The organism is Comamonas jiangduensis (genome assembly GCF_030162955.1).
In the GTDB taxonomy this organism is placed as follows: domain Bacteria; phylum Pseudomonadota; class Gammaproteobacteria; order Burkholderiales; family Burkholderiaceae_C; genus Comamonas; species Comamonas jiangduensis.
In genome coordinates, this window is record NZ_JARXOV010000025.1 from 1 (window position 1) to 20,902 (window position 20,902).

The window sequence follows — 20,902 nt, forward strand, 5'->3', positions numbered from 1 at the left end:
GACCCAGAGCAGACATTCGCTAGCGCCTGAATTAAGCAGCTAAAGGTGTTAGTTTGAATAAATTTTTAGGCTAATGTCGCAGCGGATTTTGCCTTTGAGATGGTCGCTATCTAGGGAAATTTGGTCGATTCAGGGTCATAGACATCGAAGCCAATCTCTAAGCCACGAGCGGCAAGGGCTCCAAGCGTGCTTGAGCTGAGGGAGAAGCCTGATGTTGCCCCTGTTTTGTGGAGTTATTAGCTCCCGGCTTACGCGGCCTTTTTGCGCTGTGCCTCGTACCAGCGTTTCTCGTATTGCATGGGACTGAGGTAGCCCAAGCTCGAATGCAATCTGCGGTAATTGTAGAAGGCCATCCAGTTCATGATGACCTGCCTTGCGTGCTCCCGAGTAGCAAAGCGCTGCCCATGCACGCAAGCGGTCTTCAATCGACCCCAGAAACTTTCGATGGGCGAGTTGTCCCAACAATTGCCTTTGCGGCTCATGGACGAGCGTATGCCCCAGCCTGCTAACGCAGCTTGGAAGTCACGGCTGCAATATTGACTGCCCCTGTCGCTGTGGAAGATGGCTCCGGGTTCAGGTCGCCTTCGCCACCAAGCCATTGCCATGGCATCTTTAACCAAGCTGCTTTGCATGTGGGACTGCAGGCTCCATCCCACCACCTGACGGCTGAACATGTCAATCACTGCAGCCAAGTACAACCAGCCTTCGTCGGTCTGGATGTAAGTGATGTCACCGCACAGAAGTTGGTTAGGGGCCTGCGGCGTAAAACGCCGCTGCACCAAGTCAGGAGCCACTGGCAGACTGTGTTTGCTGTCTGTGGTCACGACGAACTTGCGCTTGGTTTTAGCCCGTATGCCGTGCTCGGCCATGAGCTTACGCACCCGCTCTTTGCCAATACGCAGACCTCTAGCTTGCAGCTCTTTGTGCATGCGAGGCCAGCCGTATTCGCCTTTAACCTCTGCATGAATTGCACGTATGTGGGCCAGCGCCAATTCACCACTACACAGACGTGGTGCTCTATCGCAACTATTCCTCCAGCGAAAGTAACCACTGCTGCTGACCTGCAGAACATGGCAATAAACAGCAATCGGATAGACGCCCTTCATTTGATTAATCCAGGCGTACCTCGCAGCACGTCCTGCGCGAAGTACGCCGCCGCTTTTTTTGCGATGTCACGCTCCATTCGTAGGCGTGCATTCTCTGCCCGCAGACGTGCCAACTCCATTTGCTCCGGTGTGACTTTGTTGGCAGCAACATCGGCTGTCCCAAGTTTGAGAGTGCCTGCTTTTGCCTGCCGCACCCAACTGCCCAAGCTGGCTTTGGGGATGCCCAGCGTCTGGCACACCTGCATTTGAGATTGCCCGCTTTGCACCAAGCGCACAGCCTCCAATCTAAATTCCTGCGTGTATGCCGCTCGTACTTGCTTTGCCACCATTTCTTAGCTCCTTGTCTACATTTTGGACAAAGCTAAGAACTCCACTTTTGAGGGGCAACCTCAGCCCTCATTAGATCCGTTCATGAACAAGCCGCAGAACACATTCGCATTGAAGCGCGAGGCCAGGGTCTTCCAGATTGCAAGGTCTTGGGTCAGTTTGGCGAAGATATCGGCAAGCTGATCATCCAAGGCTTCAGGAACTCGATCCTCGGTTTTCAGCACCCAAGCTCCGTACTTTCGGGTGTGTTGTCGCCCCTCAGAGACGAGGTCGCCTTTACGGTACTGCATTGAGGGCTCGCAACAAAGCAAAGCAGTCACTTCGTTCGGATCCAAATCTTCACCGAAGATGCGCAACGAGGCTGTTGATTTTGCGATGGCAGCCATGGATGGGACGGACGTTGTGTGTGAGATCTAACGTTTTAGTTCAGCGGACGCCGGAGGCGGTCCGCTGCGACGCCTGGTTAGGTTGCTGGCCACCAAAAACCCTTTTGTGCCAGTACATGTGTGGTGCAGCGAACCAATGTTCGTTCTTGATTGTCCGAAACTGAGCAAGTTGAGCCATCGGAATTTCGTAGCGACTGAATAGGGAGAGAAGGTCTCGCAAAGACGCCTCGGATATACGAGACCGAACGACCAATGTGTCCTGCTCCCACCGCAAAAATCCGGGAATTTCAGCCGCCCATTCAAAAAGGTGCTTTTCGTCCAAGTACGAGCCGAACCAGATGCCAGAGCAGTCCAAGTAAACCATGGGGACACCTAACTTTATTTAGAAGACATGCATTGCGCATGTCTAGTTCGCCTAATACTGTATGAGTGTGCAGCACGACAGACAAATTCACTGTTGTAGTGTTTAGACACACCTGAAAATTTTGATTTTGGTCTTTGGAGGCACCTGAAGATCCAAGGCCGAAAGACTGCTTCTGGCCGGAAGCGGTAATTAATTCTTGTACTTCTTTGGAATGGGATGGGTTCTACAGTCAAACGGGCCATCCGATCCACTGCCTCGAATATTGGTTTGGAAATAATCCCTTTTTGATCTGGCGTTCTGCAAGCTCGTCACTGTTGCGGCATCGATCTCACAGTAGTGGTAGTAGGTCTTGTTGAGCTTGATGACCATGTACCGCTCTTTTTTGTCGTAGCAAATACGGGCAATGTCACTGTTCTCGTGCACATCCGTGCAGGTGAAAGCATCCAGTGAAACTGGGCCCAGGTATTTGACTTGAACAGTTTCTGCGCTGGCCATCTGGCTCATCAAAGCCAGTGCTGTAAAGACGATGAATCGCATTGGTGCCTCCCTTTTTTGGAAGCATCGTAGTTCACAAGGCTGTGTTTGACGAATTAACTCACTGAGCAAATGGGGCTCATTGTTGTGTTTAGCGCAATGTGTACACCGAAGCTTCAGATGACTGGTGCCGACCACGTTATTTGTCACCCCGGCTAGGGTTAGGCGCATCGCGCGTGCGTGTTGAAACTTGGGCTTATTTCAAGGAGCCCCAGCCATGGCCAACAAGATGTACCCCAAGGGGGCCGAGAAGCTACTCGGCGCCCAAATCAATTTCGCAACAGACACCATCAAGGCTGCGCTGGTTCCAAGCGGCTATACGTTCAGTAACGCGCACGAATACGCGGCCGACTTGGGCGCACTGGTGGGGCCGTCTGTGGAGCTGGAAGGTAAGTCCATCGCAGGTGGTGTGTTCGATGCCAGTGATGTGTCGTTTGGCGCCCTGGCCGGGGGTAGCGCCGTCAAGGCACTGGTTCTGTTTAAGGACAGCGGCAGCGCGGCAACGTCCCCGCTGATTGCGTACTACGACGAGGTGGTGGGCTTTCCGTTCAACACCAACGGTGGCGCAGTGAGCATTCCATGGTCTGACGGCGCGCTCAAGATCATTTCCCTGGTGGCGTAAGGAGCGGACATGCGCAAGCTAGTTTTTTTAAACAATACCTCGTTCACCATAACGAATCCGCTTCCGGGCATGGACGACCCGGAATTCACGTCTTACGGGCTTGCTGACGTAACCGCTAAGACGGGGATGGACCCCAATTACTTCTTCCCAGAGACTGAGGGACCTTTCACCGTCGCCACGATCACACACAAGGATGTGCCAGACACATTTGAGATTGTGAACGTGCTGGGTATGAGCACGGAAGAAGGCTACGAAGGCCTTGTTTTCATCCGTGGCAGCGGAGGTACCATGCCAGTTGCGTGGCCTGCTGGCGCGGTGGTGGAGTTCCGTATCACCGCGAGCATGCTCATTCAGCTGATGGGCAACAACAGCACAGACTTTGTTAACTTCGCAGCCTCGTTCAACGGCGGCGACAACTTCATTGACTGGGATGACTTTGGCGACCGGCAAATGCTGCCCGCGTCTTTTGCGCTGGGCGGTCTGCCGATTGCACCCGCCCGAGGTATAAGCGACAGCATAGGGGTGCCCATGGCCCAGCAGGTAGAAGGCGTGGGCTATTCGCACATGCTGGAGCTGGCTGTCGCCCCCGACTTCGACCCAAACCGCCAATACTACCCAGGCGAGTATGCGCGCCAGACCGTATCGCCGTTCCATACCTTCTGTCGCGGCCGAGGCCGAAGTTATGCCCAGAGGCCTAGTTTGGGTGACCACCCTTGGGTGCGTTTCAATCCAGCGGGCGACAGCAACATCTTGGCGTTTCCGCGTATCGGTATAAATATGGGGCAAAGCAACGGCACGCGCTTTTACCCGACAGAGATTGGTTTTATCTGCGAGGAGTACACGGCCACTACAGAGCCGACTGTGAGCATTGTTGAGGTGGACTACTACGGCACGCCAGTGCCTGGTTCTACGTTGCTGGCACCCACGGCGCTGTCTGACCTTGCTGCGCATACCCGCAAGATGCTGGTAGGCAACACGCTGACCAAGGGCATCTACGGCATGCACTTCATCCTCAATGGTGTTGGGGCGGGTGGCACATGCCGTGGGCGTTTTTACTGGAAGGGCTTGTTTGTGCACGCCCCCGGCGGAGATGTGCCCGGTGGCGGATATTTCAGTGAAGAAAGCACCATTGACGGCCTGCCAGCGTCAGTGTTCTAACCACCATGAGCGCGCCCTTGATAAATGCTGAGGTCATCAATGCACCCCTCGATGCAGGTGCATTGGTGTCGCAGCCTGTGGAGCCCACACCGCCTGTGGAGCCCGCACAGCCTGTAACCGCCGTATTGCCGGGGGCGCTTATCAACGCTGGTTTGATCGGCGGCTTTGCAATCAACGCCGCCAGCATCCTGGCACAAGCACCGTCCGAGCCATCTGGGCCGTCTGAGCCCGTGGCGCTGGGGCCGTCTGCCCTGGTCAACGAGGGCATGCTCAACACCTTCCTTATCGGTGCTGGCGGCACTATGGGGTCTGGAACGCCGCAACCGCAGCCGCAGTCATTCACGGTGCATGGGCTGGCGCCTGTAGCCTTCGGCACTGCCGAGGTAGTGATCGCGCCGCCAAGTGCTGCCCTGACAGCCAGCGGCCTGCGCGCGGCGAGCTTTGGCCAGCCATCACTGGCCATGCAGACAGGGGAAGTGCCCGGCATAGCGAGTGCGCGGCTTGGTGTTGCGCGCCTGCATGTGCAGATGCCAGCGCAGGGGGTGCAGCCGGTACGCCTTGGCACTCCGTCTAGCTCAGTGGCGCTTCGCGCCCAAGGGCTTCGTGCCAGTGGGCTGGGGGTGGCGACACTGGTACAAAACTCTGGCGCTGGCTCTATTGCCCCGGTGCGTTTCGGCCCCGTGCGCGCTGTGGTGGGCGGGTTGCAGATGCAAGTCAGTGGCCTCAAGGCAGCATCGCTTGGCGCGCCGTCACTGGGCGGCATCAGCATGCGCGCCCGCACCTTGTGCCCTGTGCGCCTGGGGCGCCCCACCTTGCAGCGAGAAAACACATGCTGACTTTCAAAGGCTTTACCGGCATCAACAACGTGCTGCCTGAGCGGCGCATGTCTGGCGGCGACTTGCTGGCCGCAGTGAATGTGGACATTGGCTTGAGCGGCGAAGTCACCCGCCGGGGTGGCTTGGTGCGACAGTCTGAGCACTGCCACCAGAGCCTGCACCAAGCGGCGGGCTTTATGCTGGCCGTCTGTGGTGGTGCCCTGGTGGCCATCCACCCGGACGGGGCGCGGCACACCATCCATCCCGCACTGGGCCCGGATCGTGTCTGGTACTGTAATTTGCCCGATGGGCGCACCACGTTCTCCAACGGGTTGATTCATGGGGTGACGGATGGCGTGACGGGCGCAGAGCGCAGCGTGCCCTTGCCCGGATCGCTGGGGGCCGCGGATGTGACCTTTGGGGCGCTGGAGCCTGGGCAGTACCGCTACCACCTGACGTTCATGCGCTTGTCTGACCGGCTTGAAGGCCCCGCCATCAGCTCGGAGCCCATCGACGTGCAGCAAGGGGGCTTGCGCCTGGACGGTTTGCCCATGCTGGAGGGCCACGCCCTGAATGTGTACCTGAGCAGCCGCAGTGGGGAGGGCGCCTATCTGGCGGGCGCCACCTTGAGCGGCAGCTTTGAGTTTGCGGGCAGCAATGCCGCTTTGGTGTTGCCATGCCGCACGCTGGGGGCCGAGCCGTTTCCGGTGGGCACGATCACGGCGTTTTGGCGCGGCCGGGTGCTGGTGGCGCAGGGCAATGCGCTGTGGGCATCGCGCCCGATGGCGCCGCACCTGTGCGACTGGCGCGACTTCAAGGTGCTGCAAGGCACCATCACGGCCATTGAGCCCGTGGACAACGGCGTGTATGTGGGCACGGACAGCGACTTGGTGTTTCTGGCGGGCACGCAGTGGGATCAGCTGGCCCACGTGCCGACGCTGCGCGGGCCGGTGGTGCTGGGCTCAGGGGTGCAGGCGCCGGGGCACAGCCTGAAACTGGGCGATGGCACAGGCGCTGGCCAAGCCATGGTGTGTATTGCCGGGGGCGAGGTGGTGGCTGGCTTTAGCGGAGGGCAGACCGAGAGCTTGACGGATGGGCGCTGGAAAACCAGCGTCAAGCAAGTGAGCGCTGCATTCCGGGATGTGGAAGGCTTGCCCCAGTACATGGCGGTGCCCGTATGAGCGCCCTGTGGAGCCCCTACGCATTTGATGTGGGCGGGCAGCCCTATGCCCTGAGCGCTCCCCCTGCCTTGCGCGCCATTGGCGGCCAGCTGACGGCAGTGCAGGCGGCCATGGCCCAAGATGTGTTCGTGCGGTTTTGCAATGCCCAGCGGTATTCGCTGGTGCCCAACCCATCAGAGATAGGCAGTCTGCCCGATGGCACGGCCTACCGCATTGACGTTGTAGGGGTGCAGGCCATCATGCAGGTGTGGCCATCGCCTAGCGTCAGCGAGGAGCAGTCCGGCGGGATTGTGGTGTTTTACTGGGGCGTTGGCAGCTACATCATCACCGGCGCAGGCGGCTGGAAGCCGCGCAAGGTATCCCAGACGTTTCTTGCCTGGAACTTCTACCGCACGCCTGCGGGCAAGTATTTTTGCGACAGCCTGCTGCCGTTTGTGGGCGATAGCAGTCGCTACGGCGCATCCAAGATGAATGGGCAGACGCTCAGTAAGACGCTGTACGGTGGAGAGTCCGTAGCCGTTTTGCCGGGTGGGTATCTGTTTTGGGAAGAAAAGCGCCGCCTTGCAGCCATGGATGCCGCAGGACAGTTCATTTTTTTGGAAATGTCCGGCAACCAGTACGCGCTGACGAAGCCCGCGACTGCGCTGTCCCCCTCAGACCCCGCCACTTCAGAGAAGGTGGTGAGTACGGTACAGCTGGCCAGCGGGCAGGCTTTTTCTGACGACTATAAGTTTGCCAGCTACCACCGCACGCAGTCGGAGTTTATTGTGGTGGGCACCACGCAAGAGGGCAACTGGCGCGAGCGCTCTGTAATGAAGACCGTAATCAGCAGGCAGCAGCCGTATGCCAAGGTCACTGAGGCGTTTGCTGTCAGCACCGACCGCACCGAGGAGGTGTTTACTGAACTGCATCGTGGGCAGGAGCAGTACAACGTAGTGTGGACGGGGAGCAAAACCACCACCCGCGAGGCGCCGACCGCAGGGCACCCACTGTACGACAGCTACAACTTTGAGGGCTACCCAGCGACGGCTACGGCCTGCTTGACCCTTGCACTTGCTTCGGAGTACGAGACAGTCGTGCGCGCCAGGGCCTATGCCAAGGAGCGTCAGTGGTGGGGCATTGGAGTGGGACTGTCGGGCAATCCATACGACGTGATGCTGGATATTGAGGAAGAAGCCGAGCACATAGACGTGAACATTACACGTGTCCGCTCAATCGAGACAACCGCACCCAATCTATTGGATCGAACATGGCCCCTGGAGAATTTGTTCCCAGGTGCCCCAATACCGTATGGGCCCTATGTACTACCGTTCGAGGAGCCCGCATCTGATACACCGCCACCTGCTGCCGGGGAATACGGCAAATCATCAGAGAAGATCACGTTCAAACGCAAATACATAACCACGTTGCGCGCGGACGGTTACGAGCTGCCTCTGTCGCGCATCGACCTTTCTATATCCCTCAATTTCTCCGGTAACAGCCAGATGCCGGGCGAAGTGCAAGGAGGGTACGTGTACCGGAAGTTGGACGGCTTCGACGAGAAGTTGCAGATTGCTGTGCTGTTGGAGGAGGCGCTGGAGGATATGTATATCCAGACATCCCCGTTTGGTAACGTCTATGAGTCCACGGTGCACTACCAAAAGGTAAGAAGGCGGACGGTGTATCTGCGCGATCGCCGGATTTACGAAGTTGAGATTTCCCGCTGGGCGGAACAGTCGATTATCGGGCGCCACCAGATTACGCTGAGACACTCCCCGGAGCTGGCGGGGGAGTACACCTACAACGGCGACTGGGGCGCGATCGCCGTGGCGACCATGACGGCCGAAGCCCAAACGGCCGCTGACGGCTCTAGGATCAAAGGCACGTACACGGCTGCGGCCGCACCGATTGATCGCGGCCCCATGATTTTCTTTGTGTACAAGGCTGACGTTCTCGCAGTTGGGCAGGGCCCCCAAAACTACAGCATCAGTTTGCTGCAGCCACTGCCAGCGCCTGATTTTCGTGGCCTGGGAAACTATCAGTTCACACACGACCCGGTGAGCGGCGGCTGCCTGATAACTGGCTCTGGGCTTACTGCTTTGCTAGTTACTACGGCTGGGGCCGTTACACCCCTGTCGTCTGTTACTGGGCAGCCCGACAGCGAACTGAGCACAAGCAAAGGCTCCATATGATTATCTGCAACACCCTCTCTGGCGCTGTGTCTGAGTACAGCGGCCACGACTTCCAAAGCATCATCCCCACGCATGGCGGCAGCTCTGATGGCTTGTTTGCCTTTGGCGGCGACACCGATGCAGGTGAGCCCATCGTGGCAGAGATTCGCCTGCCCGCCACGCTGCGCCAGTCCACCCTCAAGCAGCAAATTCAGATGGTGTACCTGTCCATGCGCGGGCAGGGTGAGGCTGAGTTTTCTGTGCTGGGGCCGGGTGCCCAGGCATGGAGCTACCGCTTTGCGCTGCGCGATAGCGAACAAACGCGCTGCCCGGTGGGCAAGGGCATCCGAGAAAACTACATGGGGTTTGCGCTGCGCACTCCCGAGGGCCAAGCCTTCACTTTGGATCGCATCGAAGTGATGACTGCCGCATCCAAGACACGGAGAGTTTGATATGGCAACAGAGTTTGAATTCAATGGGCCTGCAGAGATTGTGCAGGACAAGTACCAGCGCTCGATTACGCTGGCCGAGCAAGCCTCTGCGGCTGCCACGTCGATGCAAGATGCGCTCAATGCCAGCATCTACGCCCCGCCCACCATCAGTGTGAGCTGGGCCACGATGGCCGCGCCCACCTTGCCAGAGGTGCCAGATTTGCCAGCCATGCCCACGGTGGCCTTCACCGCGCCCGGTGACCAGCCCGGTGCGCTGGATCTGGCGGACATGCCGGATGTGGTGGTGGACGGCTTTGACCAGCCAGCGCCGTCCATGAACTTTGGCACGGCCCCCAGCATTGTGATTGGGGCGGTGCCCACGCTGCCCCAGGTGGGGGAGGTGGCCATACCTGATGCCCCCGATGTACAGCTGCCCGATGCGCCGGCCTTTTTGTCGCTGACCACGCACACCTTTGGTGGGGTGCAGCTGCATGAGGACTGGCTGGACAAGCTGGGCGATGTGCCGCAGCTGCAGCTGCTGGAGCCTGCGCCCTTTGAATTCAGCCGCGCCCCAGGCTATGCCTCGCAGCTGCTGAACAACCTCAAGGCGATCATTGCCGCGCGCATCCAAGGCGGCACCGGGCTGAACCCCGCCGTGGAGCAAGCCATTTGGGATCGTGCCCGCGACCGGGAAACCAAGATTGCACTGGCGCGCGAGCAGGAGGTGATGCGCGCAGCGGAGGCCATGGGGTTTCCGCTGCCCAGCGGTGCGTTGGCTGGCCAGCTGGCCGATGCACGCCGTGAGTACCACGACAAGCTGGCCGATTTGTCGCGCGAGATTGCCATCAAACAAGCGGAGCTGGAGCAGTCCAACGTCAAGGACGCGATCCAGCAGGGGCTGACGCTGGAGGCGCAGCTGATGGATCAAGCCATGAAGCTCGATCAGCTGGCGTTCGAAGCTGCCAAGGCCGCCGCCGACAACGCACTGGCCGCCTACAACGGGCGCTTGGAGCAGTACAAGGCGCTGCTGGACGGCTACCGCACCTACGCCGCAGCGTATGAAACCGTCATCAAAGCGGAAATGAACAAGGTGGAGGTGTTCAAGGCGCTGCTGGCGGCCGAGCAGACCAAGGCCCAGATCAATGAATCGCTGGTATCGCGCTACAAGGCGGAGATTGAGGGGCGCATGGCCAGCGTGGAGATTTACAAGGCCCGTGTGCAGGCTGCGCAGACGCTGGTGAGCCTGGAGCAAACCAAGATTCAGGCCGGTGCTGAGCAAATCCGCGCCTTCGTGGCCACCATCAACGCAGAAACTGCCAAGGTGGAGCTGCACAAGGCCAGCATTCAGGCCGAAGCGACCAAGCAGGATGCTTACAAGTCGCAGGTGCAGGCATACAGCGCCAAGGTGGGCGCACAGGCCGAAGTGGCGCGGGTGCGACTGGCGCAGACGCAGGCCAAGATCAGCGCCAAGGGCCTGGAGTGGGACGCCTGGAAGGCGCGGCTGTCTGCCGAAGTGGCCAAGATGGATGCGACGGCCAAGCAGTCGGCCATCTTGGTGGACGGCTACCGCGTGAGCGCCAATGCGGTGGAGGCCAAGGCCAACAGCTACATGCGCCGCTGGGAGGCTGACATCAAGCAGTACGAAGCCAGCTCCAACATCAGCCTGCAGACGGCGAAGATCAACGCTGACCTAGCGATCCAGACCAACAACGCCCGCCTGGAGGCGACCAAGATTGGATTGGCCGCCGCAGCGCAGCGCACCGCATCGGCCTGGAGCATGGTGTCGGCGTCTGCCAGCATCAGCGGCAGTGTGGGGCAATCTGTCCCAGCGCCGTAAGCGCCCCGGCTAGGGTTAGGCGCTCACGCCTTCACCTAAGAAACTGCCCAGCAAGAAGGCAGACACAACAACAAACCGCCGCCTTCGGGCGGTTTTTTTACGCCCGAACCAATGACGAACTACATCCAACACATCAAAGACCTGCTGGGCATGGCCAACGGGCTGAGTACCGAGCAAAAGCACGACCTTGTGAAAGCAGGCCTGCAGGCAGCACCAGCGGGAACGGCAGGGGTAGGGGCCTCAATCACCCCCACGGTCACCGAATCGACGTTCCTTGGCTTTGCCCCGAATACATGGGTGGTGTTCGCCAGCTTGTTCTTTATCAGCCTGCAGATAGCGCACCTGCTGTGGAAGTGGCGGCGCCAAGCCAAGATTGACGCCGCGCGCACTGCTGCGGGGCTGCATTTGGAATCACTGGAGAAGTGACATGCAGCACAAGTGGAAATCCATCGGGGTACTGATGGCTGCTGTCGTTGGCACCGTGCTGACCATTGAAGGCGGGTACGTCAACGACCCCAACGATGCAGGCGGGGCCACCAACCACGGCATTACCGAGCAAGTGGCGCGCGAGCATGGCTACTCCGGGCCCATGCAATCACTGCCCAAGGGCATGGCCACTGATATTTATATAGGCACCTACATCCAAGCACCGCGCTTTGATGGGGTGCTACGCATCTCGCCCGCCGTGGGCACTGAGCTGGTGGACAGCGGGGTGAATGCAGGTACCGGGCGCGCTGCCCGCTGGTTTCAGCAAAGCGTGAACGACTTGAGCCGCTACGGGCGCGACTACCCAATGATTACCGTGGACGGGGTGATTGGCACCAGCACCTTGGATGCCTACCGTTCCCTTGAGAAAAAGCGCGGCCGCATAAAAGCCTGCGAGCTGACATTGAAGTTGATGGACAGCTACCAAGCCGCGCACTACGCCAAGTTGGCCCAAAGCAAGGCCAATGCCAGCTTTATTGTGGGCTGGCTGGATCACCGTATTGGGAACGTGCCGCCCAGTCGCTGTGCGGAAACCGTGGGAGAAGGCTGATGCACCCGTTTTTTATCCTGGCGCCAGCCTTTACTGGCAGCTGATGTGGGAGCCATACCTATGCTGGATCGAACCAAAGCGCTGATTGCACTTGCGCTGGTAGCTATTGTTTTTATTGGAGGCTGGGCCGTGCAGGGCTGGCGCTTGTCTGGCCAGCATGCCCAGGAGCTGGCAAAGCGCGACCAGCAAGCGCTGGAAGTGGCCGAAGCCATCAAGCAAGCAGGCATTGAAGCCAACAACGCAATCTCAGCCGCCGACGCGCGTGCATGGAAAGGACTGGAAGATGACAAGAAAGAGCTTAGCCGCCTGCGCGGCTGTGTCGCTGATCGCACTTGCGGGGTGCGCCTCATCACCAAGTACGTGCCCACCGGTGGCGGGGCCAGCGATTCAAGCCCCGGCAGCGTGGGCCATGACACCATCGAGATCGACCCAGACGTACAACGCCGTGTTCTCGACCACCGAGAAGCCATCGGAGAAGACGCCGCAAAACTAGAGTACCTGCAGGGCTATGCGCGGCAGTGCTGGCGGGCTACTAGCGGTTGGTAGCTCTTCATAACTCAGACTTATCGAAGTGTTCACTTCTGGCCGTTAGCCGCAATTGCGTAAAAGTCCTTCAGGTCGTGGTTTTCTTCTCAAGCTCGCGCAGTCGGGATCTCATTGAGGTTGGTGGTGTACCTAGGTGTGCGCCGCTCCTGCTTCATGCGCCAGCCTGACTCATCCTCTTGGGTTTGTCCTGTACTGGCCACGTGCACCGTGGCTTTGCCATAGCGCGCATTGATGCGATCCACGGCTTCCATGAGCTGGCTGTGATCACGCTTTGTGCAGGGTGCCTCAAACAGCAGATCGCTTTGCTGGTGCTCAGTTGCAGAGCACAGATCCAGCAGCATGACCCCCGCTTTTGACAGCTGAAATCCCGATTCATAGATGCGGCGTAAGCCAGATACAGCAGCGCTAACCAGCACCGTGGTGTCTGAAGTCGGTGGATGCAGTTGAATGGTGGCGGATTTGTTGAAGCGCGGACCAGGTCTAAACGGCGAGGTGTGGGCAAAGACGAGTAGGGAACCGGCGCGCTGATTGCCATGGCGTAGTTTCTCTGCGGCGCGCGAAGCAAACTCGCTCACGGCCTCTATCAGAGGGGGCAAGGTGGTGATGGGATGGCCAAAGCTGCGCGTGCAGGCAATCTGTTTCTTTGGAGGTGGTGCCAGTTCCATGCTGATACAGCTCACGCCTTGCAGCTCTCGTACGGTGCGCTCCAGTACAACGCTCCATTCATCCCGTGCTTTTGCCGCTGGCATCCGGGCAACATCCAATGCGGAAAGCACACCTTGCTCAGCTAGCCTTGTGGCAATGCGTCGACCGATTCCCCAGACGTCGCCTGCAGGCGTGCGGCGCAGCAGGTCTATTCGCATCTCTCGCGTCAACTCTGTCCAGTTACAGACTCTGGCCAGCTGGGACGGGTAGCTGCCCGGCTTGCGCTCGGCGTCCTTTGCCACGTGGTTGCACAACTTGGCCAACGTCTTGGTTGGTGCAAGCCCGATGCAAGTCGGGATGCCAATCCACTTGTCAATCCGTGCACGTATGGCCCATGCCCTGCGCGTCAGGTCGGGGATGCCATCAAGATCCCCGATAAAACTCTCATCAATTGAATAGATCTCTTGCAAAGGGCCAAGCCCTGCAGCCAGGCTCATCATGCGGTCGCTCATGTCCCCGTAGAGCTCAAAGTTGGCCGACAGGCAAACCAGATTGCTTACTCGCTCCAGATCCCGAAACTGGTAGTACGGCTGGCCCATCTTGATGCCCATGGCCTTGGCTTCATCACTGCGCGCAATGGCGCAGCCGTCGTTGTTGCTTAAGACAACAACAGGTAGGCCTTGCAGCGACGGCCTAAATACGCGCTCACAAGAGACGTAGAAGTTGTTGCCGTCAATGAGCGCGAACATGGCATCACCTGGTGAAGCGTTTGATGCAAGAGGTGACTACCCCCCAAATTTGCAGGGTCTCGCATTCTCTGGGGATGATGTCGGGGTAGGTGGGGTTTCCAGCTTTCAGACGCACGATGCCACCGACCGAGTAAAGCGACTTCACCGTGAACTCGCCCTCTATCACCGCGACAACTATGTGCCCGTGCCGCGCCTGAATGGAGCGGTCCACAACAATCATGTCGCCGTCCCCAATTCCGTGCTCCACCATGGAGGTGCCAGCCACGCGCAAAACAAAAGTTGCCTGCGGATGCTCCACCAGCATGGCAGAGAGATCAAGGCGCTTGCCTGTGAAGTCCTCAGCAGGGGATGGAAATCCAGCGCGCACTGAGCAGTCTGCGAGAGGCAGATACATTGGTGACGCGATTGCAGGCACAGGCTGGTCTGCTTGTGGAATGGTGCTGTACATGCATACAGTTTACAGCGAGAGAAGTCGCAGCCTTGTAACGGCTCTGGGTGCTACGGTTGGGTGGCTCCTGAATGATTCCTTAGGACGGAAAATTGTTTTATGAGCAACGCCTCTCAGACGCTTTTTATGAAAAGCATTGCGAGAACGTGAGATTTTTTGGGTAAGCCGGTTGGTTCAGACATCTGGCAGCGAACTTGCTGTGTTTAATTAAACAACCTCTGTGATGTATTCACGAAAAAACCCAACCTATCCTATTCGTGCATCAAGGCGCATGTGCGGGCTGCATTCTCAAGAATGTCGTTCTTGATAATCTCTACAGCTCTCTCGGCATCGCGGTCTTTCAGCGCCTTCAAAAATTGAGAGTGAAAGTGGTTGTCCATCACCGTGGTAACACGATGCTCTCTAAGGTTGCTCAGGATGGGACCCGCGATAACGCAAATGTTTTCAACGAAATCAGCGACTTGGGGAATTCCTGACCAGCGTAAGTAGTGACCATGAAAGTCACGATTAAGAATTAGCCCCTGTCCATAGTTGCCGGTGTCCATGGCAATGCGCTGCTTTTCGAATATTGCCGCTAGGGAAGGCAAGTCAAGATCACGGTCTTCGCTAAGAAGCGTCCTAACGATCCTGACTTCTAAGTCAGCGCGTATCTCCGAGAGCTGGAGGTATTGCAACTTGTTGAATTGCTTAATCATGTAAGAACGCGAGCCGTTCTTCTCTACGTAATCTTTTTCGGCCAGGCGGATTAGTGCCTCACGAATAGGCGTTTGGCTCACTCCCAGCTTTGGGGCTAGAGCCGTTGCCTTCAACACTTCGCCTGGCCTGAAATCACCAGCGGTGATTTTGTTGCGCAGAATGGCAAATGCTTGGTTTGTATAGTCGAGCGCTTCCACGCTCTCAGTCATTTGCATTCTGCATTTCCCTAGTCGTTAGATTTTTAGGTCCAGCTTTTTGATCAGTGCGGACCATCGTTTTTGTTCGCTCAATACAAACGAGGTGAAATCCTGACCTGTTTTCAGGACAGGCTCGGCGCCTACTTGCTTGATAGCCTTCTGGAATTCAGGCTTGGCATAGATCTTAGCAAGCGCCTCGTTGATTTCCTTGGCCATAGTCGGATCTGAATCTTTAGGCAGCCAGAAGCCGAACCAAGAAATGACCTGATAGTCCTTGAACCCTGATTCGTCCATGGTTGGGATGTCTGGAGCAAAGTCGCTACGCTTCAAATCAGTCACAGCCAAAGCGCGGAGTTTGCCACCTTTCACCAAGGGCAGAACGCTAGAGATGTTGTCAAAAACGAAGTCGATCTGACCACCCATCAAATCGGTGTTCGCAGGACTTGCACCTTTGTAAGGAATGTGGGTTGCCTGCATGCCGCTAGACATCACCATCACTTCAGAAGACAGGTGTGCTGAAGAACCAGTACCCGCTGAGCCAAAGCTCAGAGCCTTTTTCTTGCCCAGCTCAACCAGATCTTTCACGTTGTGTACCGGTGTCTTGGGGTTCACGGCCAGCATGTTCGGCAGGCTCAAAACCATAGCAACGGGTGTGAAATCCTTGTTCGGGTCGTACTTCAGATTGCCGTACAGGTAGGGATTGATTGCGTGCGTGCTGATAGTCCCTAAAAAGAGGTTCTTGGTGTTCTTGGGCAGTCCAGCAAACGCTGTTGCAGCAACGCTTCCGCCTGCACCTGGCTTGTTTTCAATGATGAACGGCACGCCCAACTCTGAGCTGAGCTCCTTGCCAACGATGCGCGCATAAGAATCGCTGGCACCACCTGGAGAAAACGGCACTGTCAATGTGTAAGCGGCACCTGCCTGGGCAAATGCAGTTGTCATGGCAAAAGTAGTTGCCAAGCCCAAGATGACTTTGAGTTTTTTCATTACGCGGTCTCCTTTTTGAATACATCGCGCATCAGCGCTTTTTTGGGGTGTGTGAACACTTCTTCCACCATGGGAGCGAAGAACTCCAAGGGGTAAAACTTCGCTTCGCTGTCAAAAGCAGGAGCGTCGTATTTCTCACAGAACTCGATAGTGGGCAGGTAGAAGTCCGCGTCCTTGAACTCTTCACGCTTTCCGGGTTGCAAGCCAATGTGATGGCCGTAGTAATGCGCTTGGAAGATGCCGTGGTGCTTCACGATGTTGTAGTTCAGCTCTGAAACAAAAGGCTTGAGCAGTACGGCGGCGTACTCCGGATGGTTGAAGCTGGCCAGCGTGTCGCCAATGTCGTGAAGAAGTGCGCAAACCACGTACTCCGTGTCACGGCCATCGTCATAAGCCAGAGTAGCTGTTTGCAGCGAGTGGGTGAGGCGATCTACGGGGAAGCCAGCGAAGTCACCTTTCAGTTCCATGAGGTGAGCCAAGATCCGCTCGTGTAGCTTGTACTTGTAGGGAGTGAGAACCGAAACGATTTTGTCCCAGTCTTCTTTTTGACTTTCTTGAATATTTTTGAAGTTTGTCAAAGCTTGCTTCATCGTTTTGCCTTAGTGGTTTGAATGCAAGCAATTTGATTTGATAATTTATAAAAGATACATCTGGTAAACCCTTGTTAAGGGTCTGGGTGAGTGAAAACCATTAGTCCGGTGCTTCAAATAGAGGAGCAACGAAGTGATCATTTCTCATGCTGGGAAGCATGAAAAAAATATATGGAACCTCATTGCAAGCTGCGAAGCAGGCATGTCAGATAGTCGTGCTAAGTAAGTGCAAAAGGCTTCAGTTTGGGATCAGTGTTGTGCCAGTGCCGAACTACCTAGCAACGTGATCTAAGATTTGAAGATCGCTAGGGGTATGGTGGTCAGAGGTGTTGTGCTCAACAACAAACCATGCCTTTGAGATGCCTGTGCAGCTTTTCTCTGGCGGCACCAATTCCATATCTGCAAACGCAAATAGGCGGCATTCATCGGGCAGCAATCACTGCTGTTAGTCGATAGAAGTCGCTGACTAGCGCACACCTCGGCGCCAGTCCCATGGTGCGATCGGTGTAGCATCACGCCACAAACCTACTTTTCGGGCCTTGGCTTCCTGCTCAGCAAACTTGTACTGGCCCCTCTCTTGGGGTGATTGTTCTTTGGCGTAGTGCCGGTACCACCATGCCATACCCACTGAGACCATGGCCAGGCCTGCATCCAGAGTGCGCGGGCCATCAGCTGCAGAAGCTGGTGCAACCCACACTGAGCAAATGTGCCGCTTGTACCGGTCAATCTTGCTGCAGCGCAGCTCAGCCTCTTTCATGTAGACCAGCTCGGACAGGGCTTCGCGCGAGCGGTTGCCAAAAGGCTGCTTGCGCTCAGGCGCATCAATCCCTTGAAAGCGAACCTTAATTTGCTGATAGGGGTGAGCTGCATCCTGAGTAGGGCAGCGGGCAGAGATGGTGTCGCCGTCACTGATGCCGACGACAAGGCAGAGGAGGGCGGCTGCAAGCATGCGAGCAAGTCTATGTAAGCTGCTGCAAGTTGCAATCCTTTGCTGTTCAGCGAATCTGCGGACGAGGGTTCAATTGAGATTTGCGGATTTGAATTGAGACAGGCGGTGTGACGTGGTGCTGTCTTGTGCGACTCTTTCTAGTGCGTTCACACCAAAATCACACGGATTGATTTAAGCTGTTGTTATAAATAAGAAATGCGCGGGTTCAATTCCCGCCAGCTCCACCATACCCTCAAACAAAGGCCGCCAAGGACATACACTTGGTGGCCTTTTTCTTTGGTAAATCAGTCGCTTACGCAACACAGATGTGCAGCGAAGAACATTGACAGCCAAGTCAAGACCGGGGAACATGCCGGGGAACAAATTGTTGTTTCTGCCGCCAACCGGGGAACGCTCCCTAAAACCGGGGGACAGTTAGGCTCAAACGCTCACTCTCCTCTGTAGAGCGATGCTTACTGCGGATCAGCGCGGCCGGGGAACATCCCGACAAGTCTCTCAACCGGGGAACACGCGAATGCTAACTGATGCCCAATGCCGCAATGCTTCTTGCCCTCCTGACAAAAAGCGAGTGCGGCTCACCGATTCATCTGGTCTCTATCTTGAAGTCAGTCCAGCTGGCTCCAAACGCTGGTTTCAGAAGATCTACCAAGACAATAAGGAAACCCGGTTGGCATTGGGTAGCTATCCGAATGTTGGCCTCAATGCAGCAAGACGCGCCCGAGATGCGGTAAAGCTCAAAAAAGCTGATGGTATTGATCCAATCCAAGCGCGTAAAGTTGAGCGCTTGAAAGCAGTGAATCCCGCTGGGGATAGCTTTCGGGTTGTAGCGCTGGAATGGTATGAAAAGCAGGAGTCTCAATGGAGTGAGACCCATGCGACCCGAGCCAAGCGGCAATTTGAGCGCGATCTGTTCCCATGGCTCGGAGATAGGCGGTTAGCTGATATCGAGCCCGTTGAACTGCTGTCTGCTTTGCGAATAATTGAAGAGCGTGGAGCCATCGAGACGGCAGATAGAGGCCTGATGCTTGCAAGGCAGGTATGGCGCTATGGGGTCGCCACTGGCCGAGTCAGTCGAGACATTACGGCTGATTTGAAGGGTGCGTTATCTCCATACAGGGGAAAGCATTTCGCCGCGATCACTGAACCTGAGAGGTTTGGTGAACTCTTGCGAGCAATTAAGGCTTACAAGGGTGGGCCTGTGGTTCGGGCGGCACTTTCTTTGGCGCCAATGCTCTTTCAACGACCTGGAGAGCTGCGTGGCGCTGCTTGGTCAGAAATCGACTTGGACGCGGCGCTGTGGACGATTCCCGCTGCAAGGATGAAGCGCAATAAAGATGGCAAAGAAAACGGCCAACCGCATCTTGTGCCACTTCCTACACAGGCCGTAGCGATTTTGAAGGCGCTCAAGCCATATACAGAGGTTACTGGCTTGGTGTTTCCAGGTGAGCGTCAGCGCAGCAAACCTATCTCCGAGAACTCTGTGCGTACTGCATTGATCTCTATGGGTTATACGCCAGAGATTCAGACTTGGCACGGGTTTAGGGCATCAGCTCGAACCATGCTGGCGGAGCAGCTGGAGTTTGATCCATTAATCATCGAGGCGCAGCTTGCACACGCAGTGAGGGATGCTAACGGACGAGCCTATAACCGCACAACGTATTTGAAACAACGCCAATTAATGATGCAGCGGTGGACAGATTTCCTAGATCAAATTGCAAGCTGATATTTGTAAAAATAATTTCTGATTGCTTTATTCATATAAGGATTTACTTTGATGGATTGGAATAAATTCTTTGAACACCCTGAAGGACCTATTCCCTCAGAGGGGATTAAAAGGACATTTTTTATATCCAATCAGGAATATGAAAATATCAAGAGATATATTGATGGGAAAAATAAATTTAAAGAGAAATTATTGTTTGATAATCTTGGCTTAGGTGAATTAATTGATCTTTGTGCAGGTCTTAGTCAATTTCAACAAATGGCCTTAGAGCAATTGGCTAGTCAAAGAAAAATTATTAATGACTGGTTAAATAGTGGGCTTCTTTCTATTGACTTAGTGGAGGAGGCACAAGAAATGTTAAAGCAAGCCAATGTTTTGATGGACGAAAATTACCAGTTAGGACTAAAGGATGGTAAATCTATAGCTCCCAGAAAAGGCGCCGAGAAAAGACATCAAGAGAATCGAGCGATGAAGGCAGATGTATTTAAATGGCTAGAAAAAAATATGAGCAGTTATAAAAGTATGGATAAAGCCGCTGAACACATTGCAAAAAACGTTGTACCAGTTGCTTTTAGAACTGCAAGAGCTTGGGTTGGGGAGTGGAAAAAACTACGCGCTGCTAGCACAGCGTAGTTTCTGCTTGCAGCATGCACATGCAGCAAGTACAGAGGCTTCTAGAGAGTTTTCATCAACATCAAACTGCCGTCTATATCAACACCGGCCAACAAAGCCGAGGAAAGATGGACAGCTATGGCTCTTTGGAGAATTGAAACCTGTAAGGTTGAAACAGGTGATCGCAGCAATACCAGTATTTACAACGCAATACGTACAGGGCTTTTCACCAAGCCTGTAGCAATTGGCCAGCGCGCCAAAGCATGGCCTGATTACGAAGTGAAAGCGATCGTTCGTGCCCGCATTGCAGGGCAGTCGGATGACGAAATTCGTGAGCTGGTGAATCGCCTGCATGCCAAACGGCTGGATCAGCAGGGCATGGTTTAAAGGGGCAGTATGAGCGACCCTAAAGACCTGTTTGCCCTTGCGCAAGCAACTCTTCATTACGCGAGATCTGTAGCAGACACCTTGTATTTCAAGGACGCCTTGCAAACTGGGTATCAAGCGTGGCGCTGCAAAACGCAAAACTTTGAGTACATCCAGCGCCACAGCACGGAGTGGAAAGAAATGTTATTGGCAACCGCAAGCGAGTATCAGCAGTTGCGCAATGCAAAAAGCCGCGAATGGCGTGCCAAACAAAAGTTGCTGACCTTAGCCAAGCGTTGGGAGCGTGCATGATGAGATTACCTAATACAGATCGTATCAGTGCACGGACTGCTACAAACGACGTGCTGCGGAATGGTTCGGTACGTAAATTAACTGCTCTTCGCAGTGCAAATGCAATCCATGTGCACCGTTTAAGCAGTACTGTTT

Annotated in this window: 23 protein-coding genes; 14 read left to right on the top strand and 9 right to left on the bottom strand. The window is 55.9% G+C overall.

Features of this window, described 5'->3' with window-relative positions; genetic code table 11:
* Positions 1–248: 248 nt before the first annotated feature.
* The 3 genes from QEP12_RS16175 to QEP12_RS16185 form a co-directional block, all read right to left on the bottom strand.
* A protein-coding gene (locus tag QEP12_RS16175) for an IS3 family transposase (protein ID WP_284214908.1) occupies positions 249–1,435 on the bottom strand; the annotation gives its coding sequence in 2 pieces (ribosomal slippage) (positions 249–1,156 and positions 1,156–1,435; 1,188 coding nt in all).
* A 60-nt stretch (positions 1,436–1,495) separates the two neighbouring features.
* The gene (locus tag QEP12_RS16180) at positions 1,496–1,819 is read right to left on the bottom strand and encodes a DUF4279 domain-containing protein (protein ID WP_284214910.1); all 324 of its coding nucleotides are present in this window, start codon (positions 1,817–1,819) and stop codon (positions 1,496–1,498) included.
* Positions 1,820–2,372: 553 nt separating this feature from the next.
* Positions 2,373–2,720 carry a KTSC domain-containing protein gene (locus tag QEP12_RS16185; RefSeq protein ID WP_284214911.1) on the bottom strand — a complete coding sequence of 116 codons (348 nt, stop codon included), beginning with the start codon at positions 2,718–2,720 and terminating at the stop codon, positions 2,373–2,375.
* Between the two features lie 214 nt (positions 2,721–2,934).
* On the opposite strand from QEP12_RS16185, the gene QEP12_RS16190 reads away from it, so the two are divergent.
* The 10 genes from QEP12_RS16190 (at position 2,935) to QEP12_RS16235 (ending at position 12,493) form a co-directional block, all read left to right on the top strand.
* Entirely contained in the window at positions 2,935–3,339 is a 405-nt protein-coding gene (locus QEP12_RS16190) for a hypothetical protein (RefSeq protein WP_174863989.1), read from the top strand.
* Positions 3,340–3,408: 69 nt separating this feature from the next.
* Entirely contained in the window at positions 3,409–4,497 is a 1,089-nt protein-coding gene (locus tag QEP12_RS16195; protein WP_284214912.1) for a hypothetical protein, read from the top strand.
* A gap of 5 nt (positions 4,498–4,502) precedes the next feature.
* Positions 4,503–5,333, top strand: a complete 831-nt coding sequence (locus QEP12_RS16200; protein ID WP_284214913.1) for a hypothetical protein — start codon at positions 4,503–4,505, stop codon at positions 5,331–5,333.
* Positions 5,327–6,493: a hypothetical protein gene (locus QEP12_RS16205; RefSeq protein ID WP_284214914.1), complete on the top strand. Its 1,167-nt coding sequence runs from the start codon at positions 5,327–5,329 to the stop codon at positions 6,491–6,493. Before QEP12_RS16200 ends, QEP12_RS16205 begins: the two co-directional genes overlap by 7 nt.
* Positions 6,490–8,664: a hypothetical protein gene (locus QEP12_RS16210; RefSeq protein ID WP_284214915.1), complete on the top strand. Its 2,175-nt coding sequence runs from the start codon at positions 6,490–6,492 to the stop codon at positions 8,662–8,664. Before QEP12_RS16205 ends, QEP12_RS16210 begins: the two co-directional genes overlap by 4 nt.
* A complete protein-coding gene (locus QEP12_RS16215) occupies positions 8,661–9,095 on the top strand; it encodes a hypothetical protein (RefSeq protein WP_174863863.1) in 435 nt (144 codons plus the stop codon). The genes QEP12_RS16210 and QEP12_RS16215 overlap by 4 nt, the downstream gene beginning before the upstream one ends.
* Position 9,096: 1 nt before the next feature.
* Positions 9,097–10,911, top strand: coding sequence for a hypothetical protein (locus QEP12_RS16220; RefSeq protein ID WP_284214916.1), 1,815 nt, complete (start codon positions 9,097–9,099; stop codon positions 10,909–10,911).
* A gap of 111 nt (positions 10,912–11,022) precedes the next feature.
* On the top strand, positions 11,023–11,337 hold the full coding sequence (locus QEP12_RS16225; protein WP_284214917.1) for a hypothetical protein: 315 nt from the start codon (positions 11,023–11,025) through the stop codon (positions 11,335–11,337).
* Position 11,338: 1 nt separating this feature from the next.
* On the top strand, positions 11,339–11,947 hold the full coding sequence (locus QEP12_RS16230; protein ID WP_284214918.1) for a glycoside hydrolase family 108 protein: 609 nt from the start codon (positions 11,339–11,341) through the stop codon (positions 11,945–11,947).
* A gap of 60 nt (positions 11,948–12,007) precedes the next feature.
* Positions 12,008–12,493 (top strand): lysis system spanin subunit, encoded by a 486-nt coding sequence (locus tag QEP12_RS16235; protein WP_284214919.1) that lies wholly within the window; start codon positions 12,008–12,010, stop codon positions 12,491–12,493.
* 86 nt (positions 12,494–12,579) lie between these two features.
* On the opposite strand, the gene QEP12_RS16240 is transcribed toward QEP12_RS16235, so the two are convergent.
* From QEP12_RS16240 to QEP12_RS16265, 6 genes are all read right to left on the bottom strand, one after another.
* Complete coding sequence (locus QEP12_RS16240) at positions 12,580–13,887, bottom strand: Y-family DNA polymerase (protein WP_284214920.1); 1,308 nt, start codon at positions 13,885–13,887, stop codon at positions 12,580–12,582.
* 4 nt (positions 13,888–13,891) lie between these two features.
* Entirely contained in the window at positions 13,892–14,335 is a 444-nt protein-coding gene (locus tag QEP12_RS16245; protein ID WP_284214921.1) for a LexA family protein, read from the bottom strand.
* 251 nt (positions 14,336–14,586) lie between these two features.
* A complete protein-coding gene (locus QEP12_RS16250) occupies positions 14,587–15,246 on the bottom strand; it encodes a GntR family transcriptional regulator (RefSeq protein WP_284214922.1) in 660 nt (219 codons plus the stop codon).
* 18 nt (positions 15,247–15,264) lie between these two features.
* The gene (locus QEP12_RS16255; protein ID WP_284214923.1) at positions 15,265–16,215 is read right to left on the bottom strand and encodes a Bug family tripartite tricarboxylate transporter substrate binding protein; all 951 of its coding nucleotides are present in this window, start codon (positions 16,213–16,215) and stop codon (positions 15,265–15,267) included.
* Positions 16,215–16,682, bottom strand: coding sequence for an HD domain-containing protein (locus QEP12_RS16260; RefSeq protein ID WP_257469244.1), 468 nt, complete (start codon positions 16,680–16,682; stop codon positions 16,215–16,217). Before QEP12_RS16260 ends, QEP12_RS16255 begins: the two co-directional genes overlap by 1 nt.
* 589 nt (positions 16,683–17,271) lie before the next feature.
* Positions 17,272–17,754, bottom strand: coding sequence for a thermonuclease family protein (locus QEP12_RS16265; RefSeq protein ID WP_284214924.1), 483 nt, complete (start codon positions 17,752–17,754; stop codon positions 17,272–17,274).
* A gap of 514 nt (positions 17,755–18,268) precedes the next feature.
* On the opposite strand from QEP12_RS16265, the gene QEP12_RS16270 reads away from it, so the two are divergent.
* The 4 genes from QEP12_RS16270 (at position 18,269) to QEP12_RS16285 (ending at position 20,767) form a co-directional block, all read left to right on the top strand.
* Positions 18,269–19,477: a tyrosine-type recombinase/integrase gene (locus QEP12_RS16270; protein ID WP_284214925.1), complete on the top strand. Its 1,209-nt coding sequence runs from the start codon at positions 18,269–18,271 to the stop codon at positions 19,475–19,477.
* Positions 19,478–19,528: 51 nt separating this feature from the next.
* Complete coding sequence (locus QEP12_RS16275; RefSeq protein ID WP_284214926.1) at positions 19,529–20,110, top strand: hypothetical protein; 582 nt, start codon at positions 19,529–19,531, stop codon at positions 20,108–20,110.
* Positions 20,111–20,227: 117 nt separating this feature from the next.
* A complete protein-coding gene (locus QEP12_RS16280) occupies positions 20,228–20,476 on the top strand; it encodes a helix-turn-helix transcriptional regulator (RefSeq protein WP_284214927.1) in 249 nt (82 codons plus the stop codon).
* A gap of 9 nt (positions 20,477–20,485) precedes the next feature.
* Positions 20,486–20,767, top strand: a complete 282-nt coding sequence (locus tag QEP12_RS16285; protein WP_284214928.1) for a hypothetical protein — start codon at positions 20,486–20,488, stop codon at positions 20,765–20,767.
* Positions 20,768–20,902 lie beyond the last annotated feature (135 nt).

Coding starts and splice junctions, on each gene's coding strand:
- QEP12_RS16180 (WP_284214910.1), bottom strand. CDS start 1,819: ATGGCTGCCATCGCAAAATCAACAGCCTCGTTGCGCATCTTCGGTGAA.
- QEP12_RS16185 (WP_284214911.1), bottom strand. CDS start 2,720: ATGCGATTCATCGTCTTTACAGCACTGGCTTTGATGAGCCAGATGGCC.
- QEP12_RS16190 (WP_174863989.1), top strand. CDS start 2,935: ATGGCCAACAAGATGTACCCCAAGGGGGCCGAGAAGCTACTCGGCGCC.
- QEP12_RS16195 (WP_284214912.1), top strand. CDS start 3,409: ATGGACGACCCGGAATTCACGTCTTACGGGCTTGCTGACGTAACCGCT.
- QEP12_RS16200 (WP_284214913.1), top strand. CDS start 4,503: ATGAGCGCGCCCTTGATAAATGCTGAGGTCATCAATGCACCCCTCGAT.
- QEP12_RS16205 (WP_284214914.1), top strand. CDS start 5,327: ATGCTGACTTTCAAAGGCTTTACCGGCATCAACAACGTGCTGCCTGAG.
- QEP12_RS16210 (WP_284214915.1), top strand. CDS start 6,490: ATGAGCGCCCTGTGGAGCCCCTACGCATTTGATGTGGGCGGGCAGCCC.
- QEP12_RS16215 (WP_174863863.1), top strand. CDS start 8,661: ATGATTATCTGCAACACCCTCTCTGGCGCTGTGTCTGAGTACAGCGGC.
- QEP12_RS16220 (WP_284214916.1), top strand. CDS start 9,097: ATGGCAACAGAGTTTGAATTCAATGGGCCTGCAGAGATTGTGCAGGAC.
- QEP12_RS16225 (WP_284214917.1), top strand. CDS start 11,023: ATGACGAACTACATCCAACACATCAAAGACCTGCTGGGCATGGCCAAC.
- QEP12_RS16230 (WP_284214918.1), top strand. CDS start 11,339: ATGCAGCACAAGTGGAAATCCATCGGGGTACTGATGGCTGCTGTCGTT.
- QEP12_RS16235 (WP_284214919.1), top strand. CDS start 12,008: ATGCTGGATCGAACCAAAGCGCTGATTGCACTTGCGCTGGTAGCTATT.
- QEP12_RS16240 (WP_284214920.1), bottom strand. CDS start 13,887: ATGTTCGCGCTCATTGACGGCAACAACTTCTACGTCTCTTGTGAGCGC.
- QEP12_RS16245 (WP_284214921.1), bottom strand. CDS start 14,335: ATGTACAGCACCATTCCACAAGCAGACCAGCCTGTGCCTGCAATCGCG.
- QEP12_RS16250 (WP_284214922.1), bottom strand. CDS start 15,246: ATGCAAATGACTGAGAGCGTGGAAGCGCTCGACTATACAAACCAAGCA.
- QEP12_RS16255 (WP_284214923.1), bottom strand. CDS start 16,215: ATGAAAAAACTCAAAGTCATCTTGGGCTTGGCAACTACTTTTGCCATG.
- QEP12_RS16260 (WP_257469244.1), bottom strand. CDS start 16,682: ATGGAACTGAAAGGTGACTTCGCTGGCTTCCCCGTAGATCGCCTCACC.
- QEP12_RS16265 (WP_284214924.1), bottom strand. CDS start 17,754: ATGCTTGCAGCCGCCCTCCTCTGCCTTGTCGTCGGCATCAGTGACGGC.
- QEP12_RS16270 (WP_284214925.1), top strand. CDS start 18,269: ATGCTAACTGATGCCCAATGCCGCAATGCTTCTTGCCCTCCTGACAAA.
- QEP12_RS16275 (WP_284214926.1), top strand. CDS start 19,529: ATGGATTGGAATAAATTCTTTGAACACCCTGAAGGACCTATTCCCTCA.
- QEP12_RS16280 (WP_284214927.1), top strand. CDS start 20,228: ATGGCTCTTTGGAGAATTGAAACCTGTAAGGTTGAAACAGGTGATCGC.
- QEP12_RS16285 (WP_284214928.1), top strand. CDS start 20,486: ATGAGCGACCCTAAAGACCTGTTTGCCCTTGCGCAAGCAACTCTTCAT.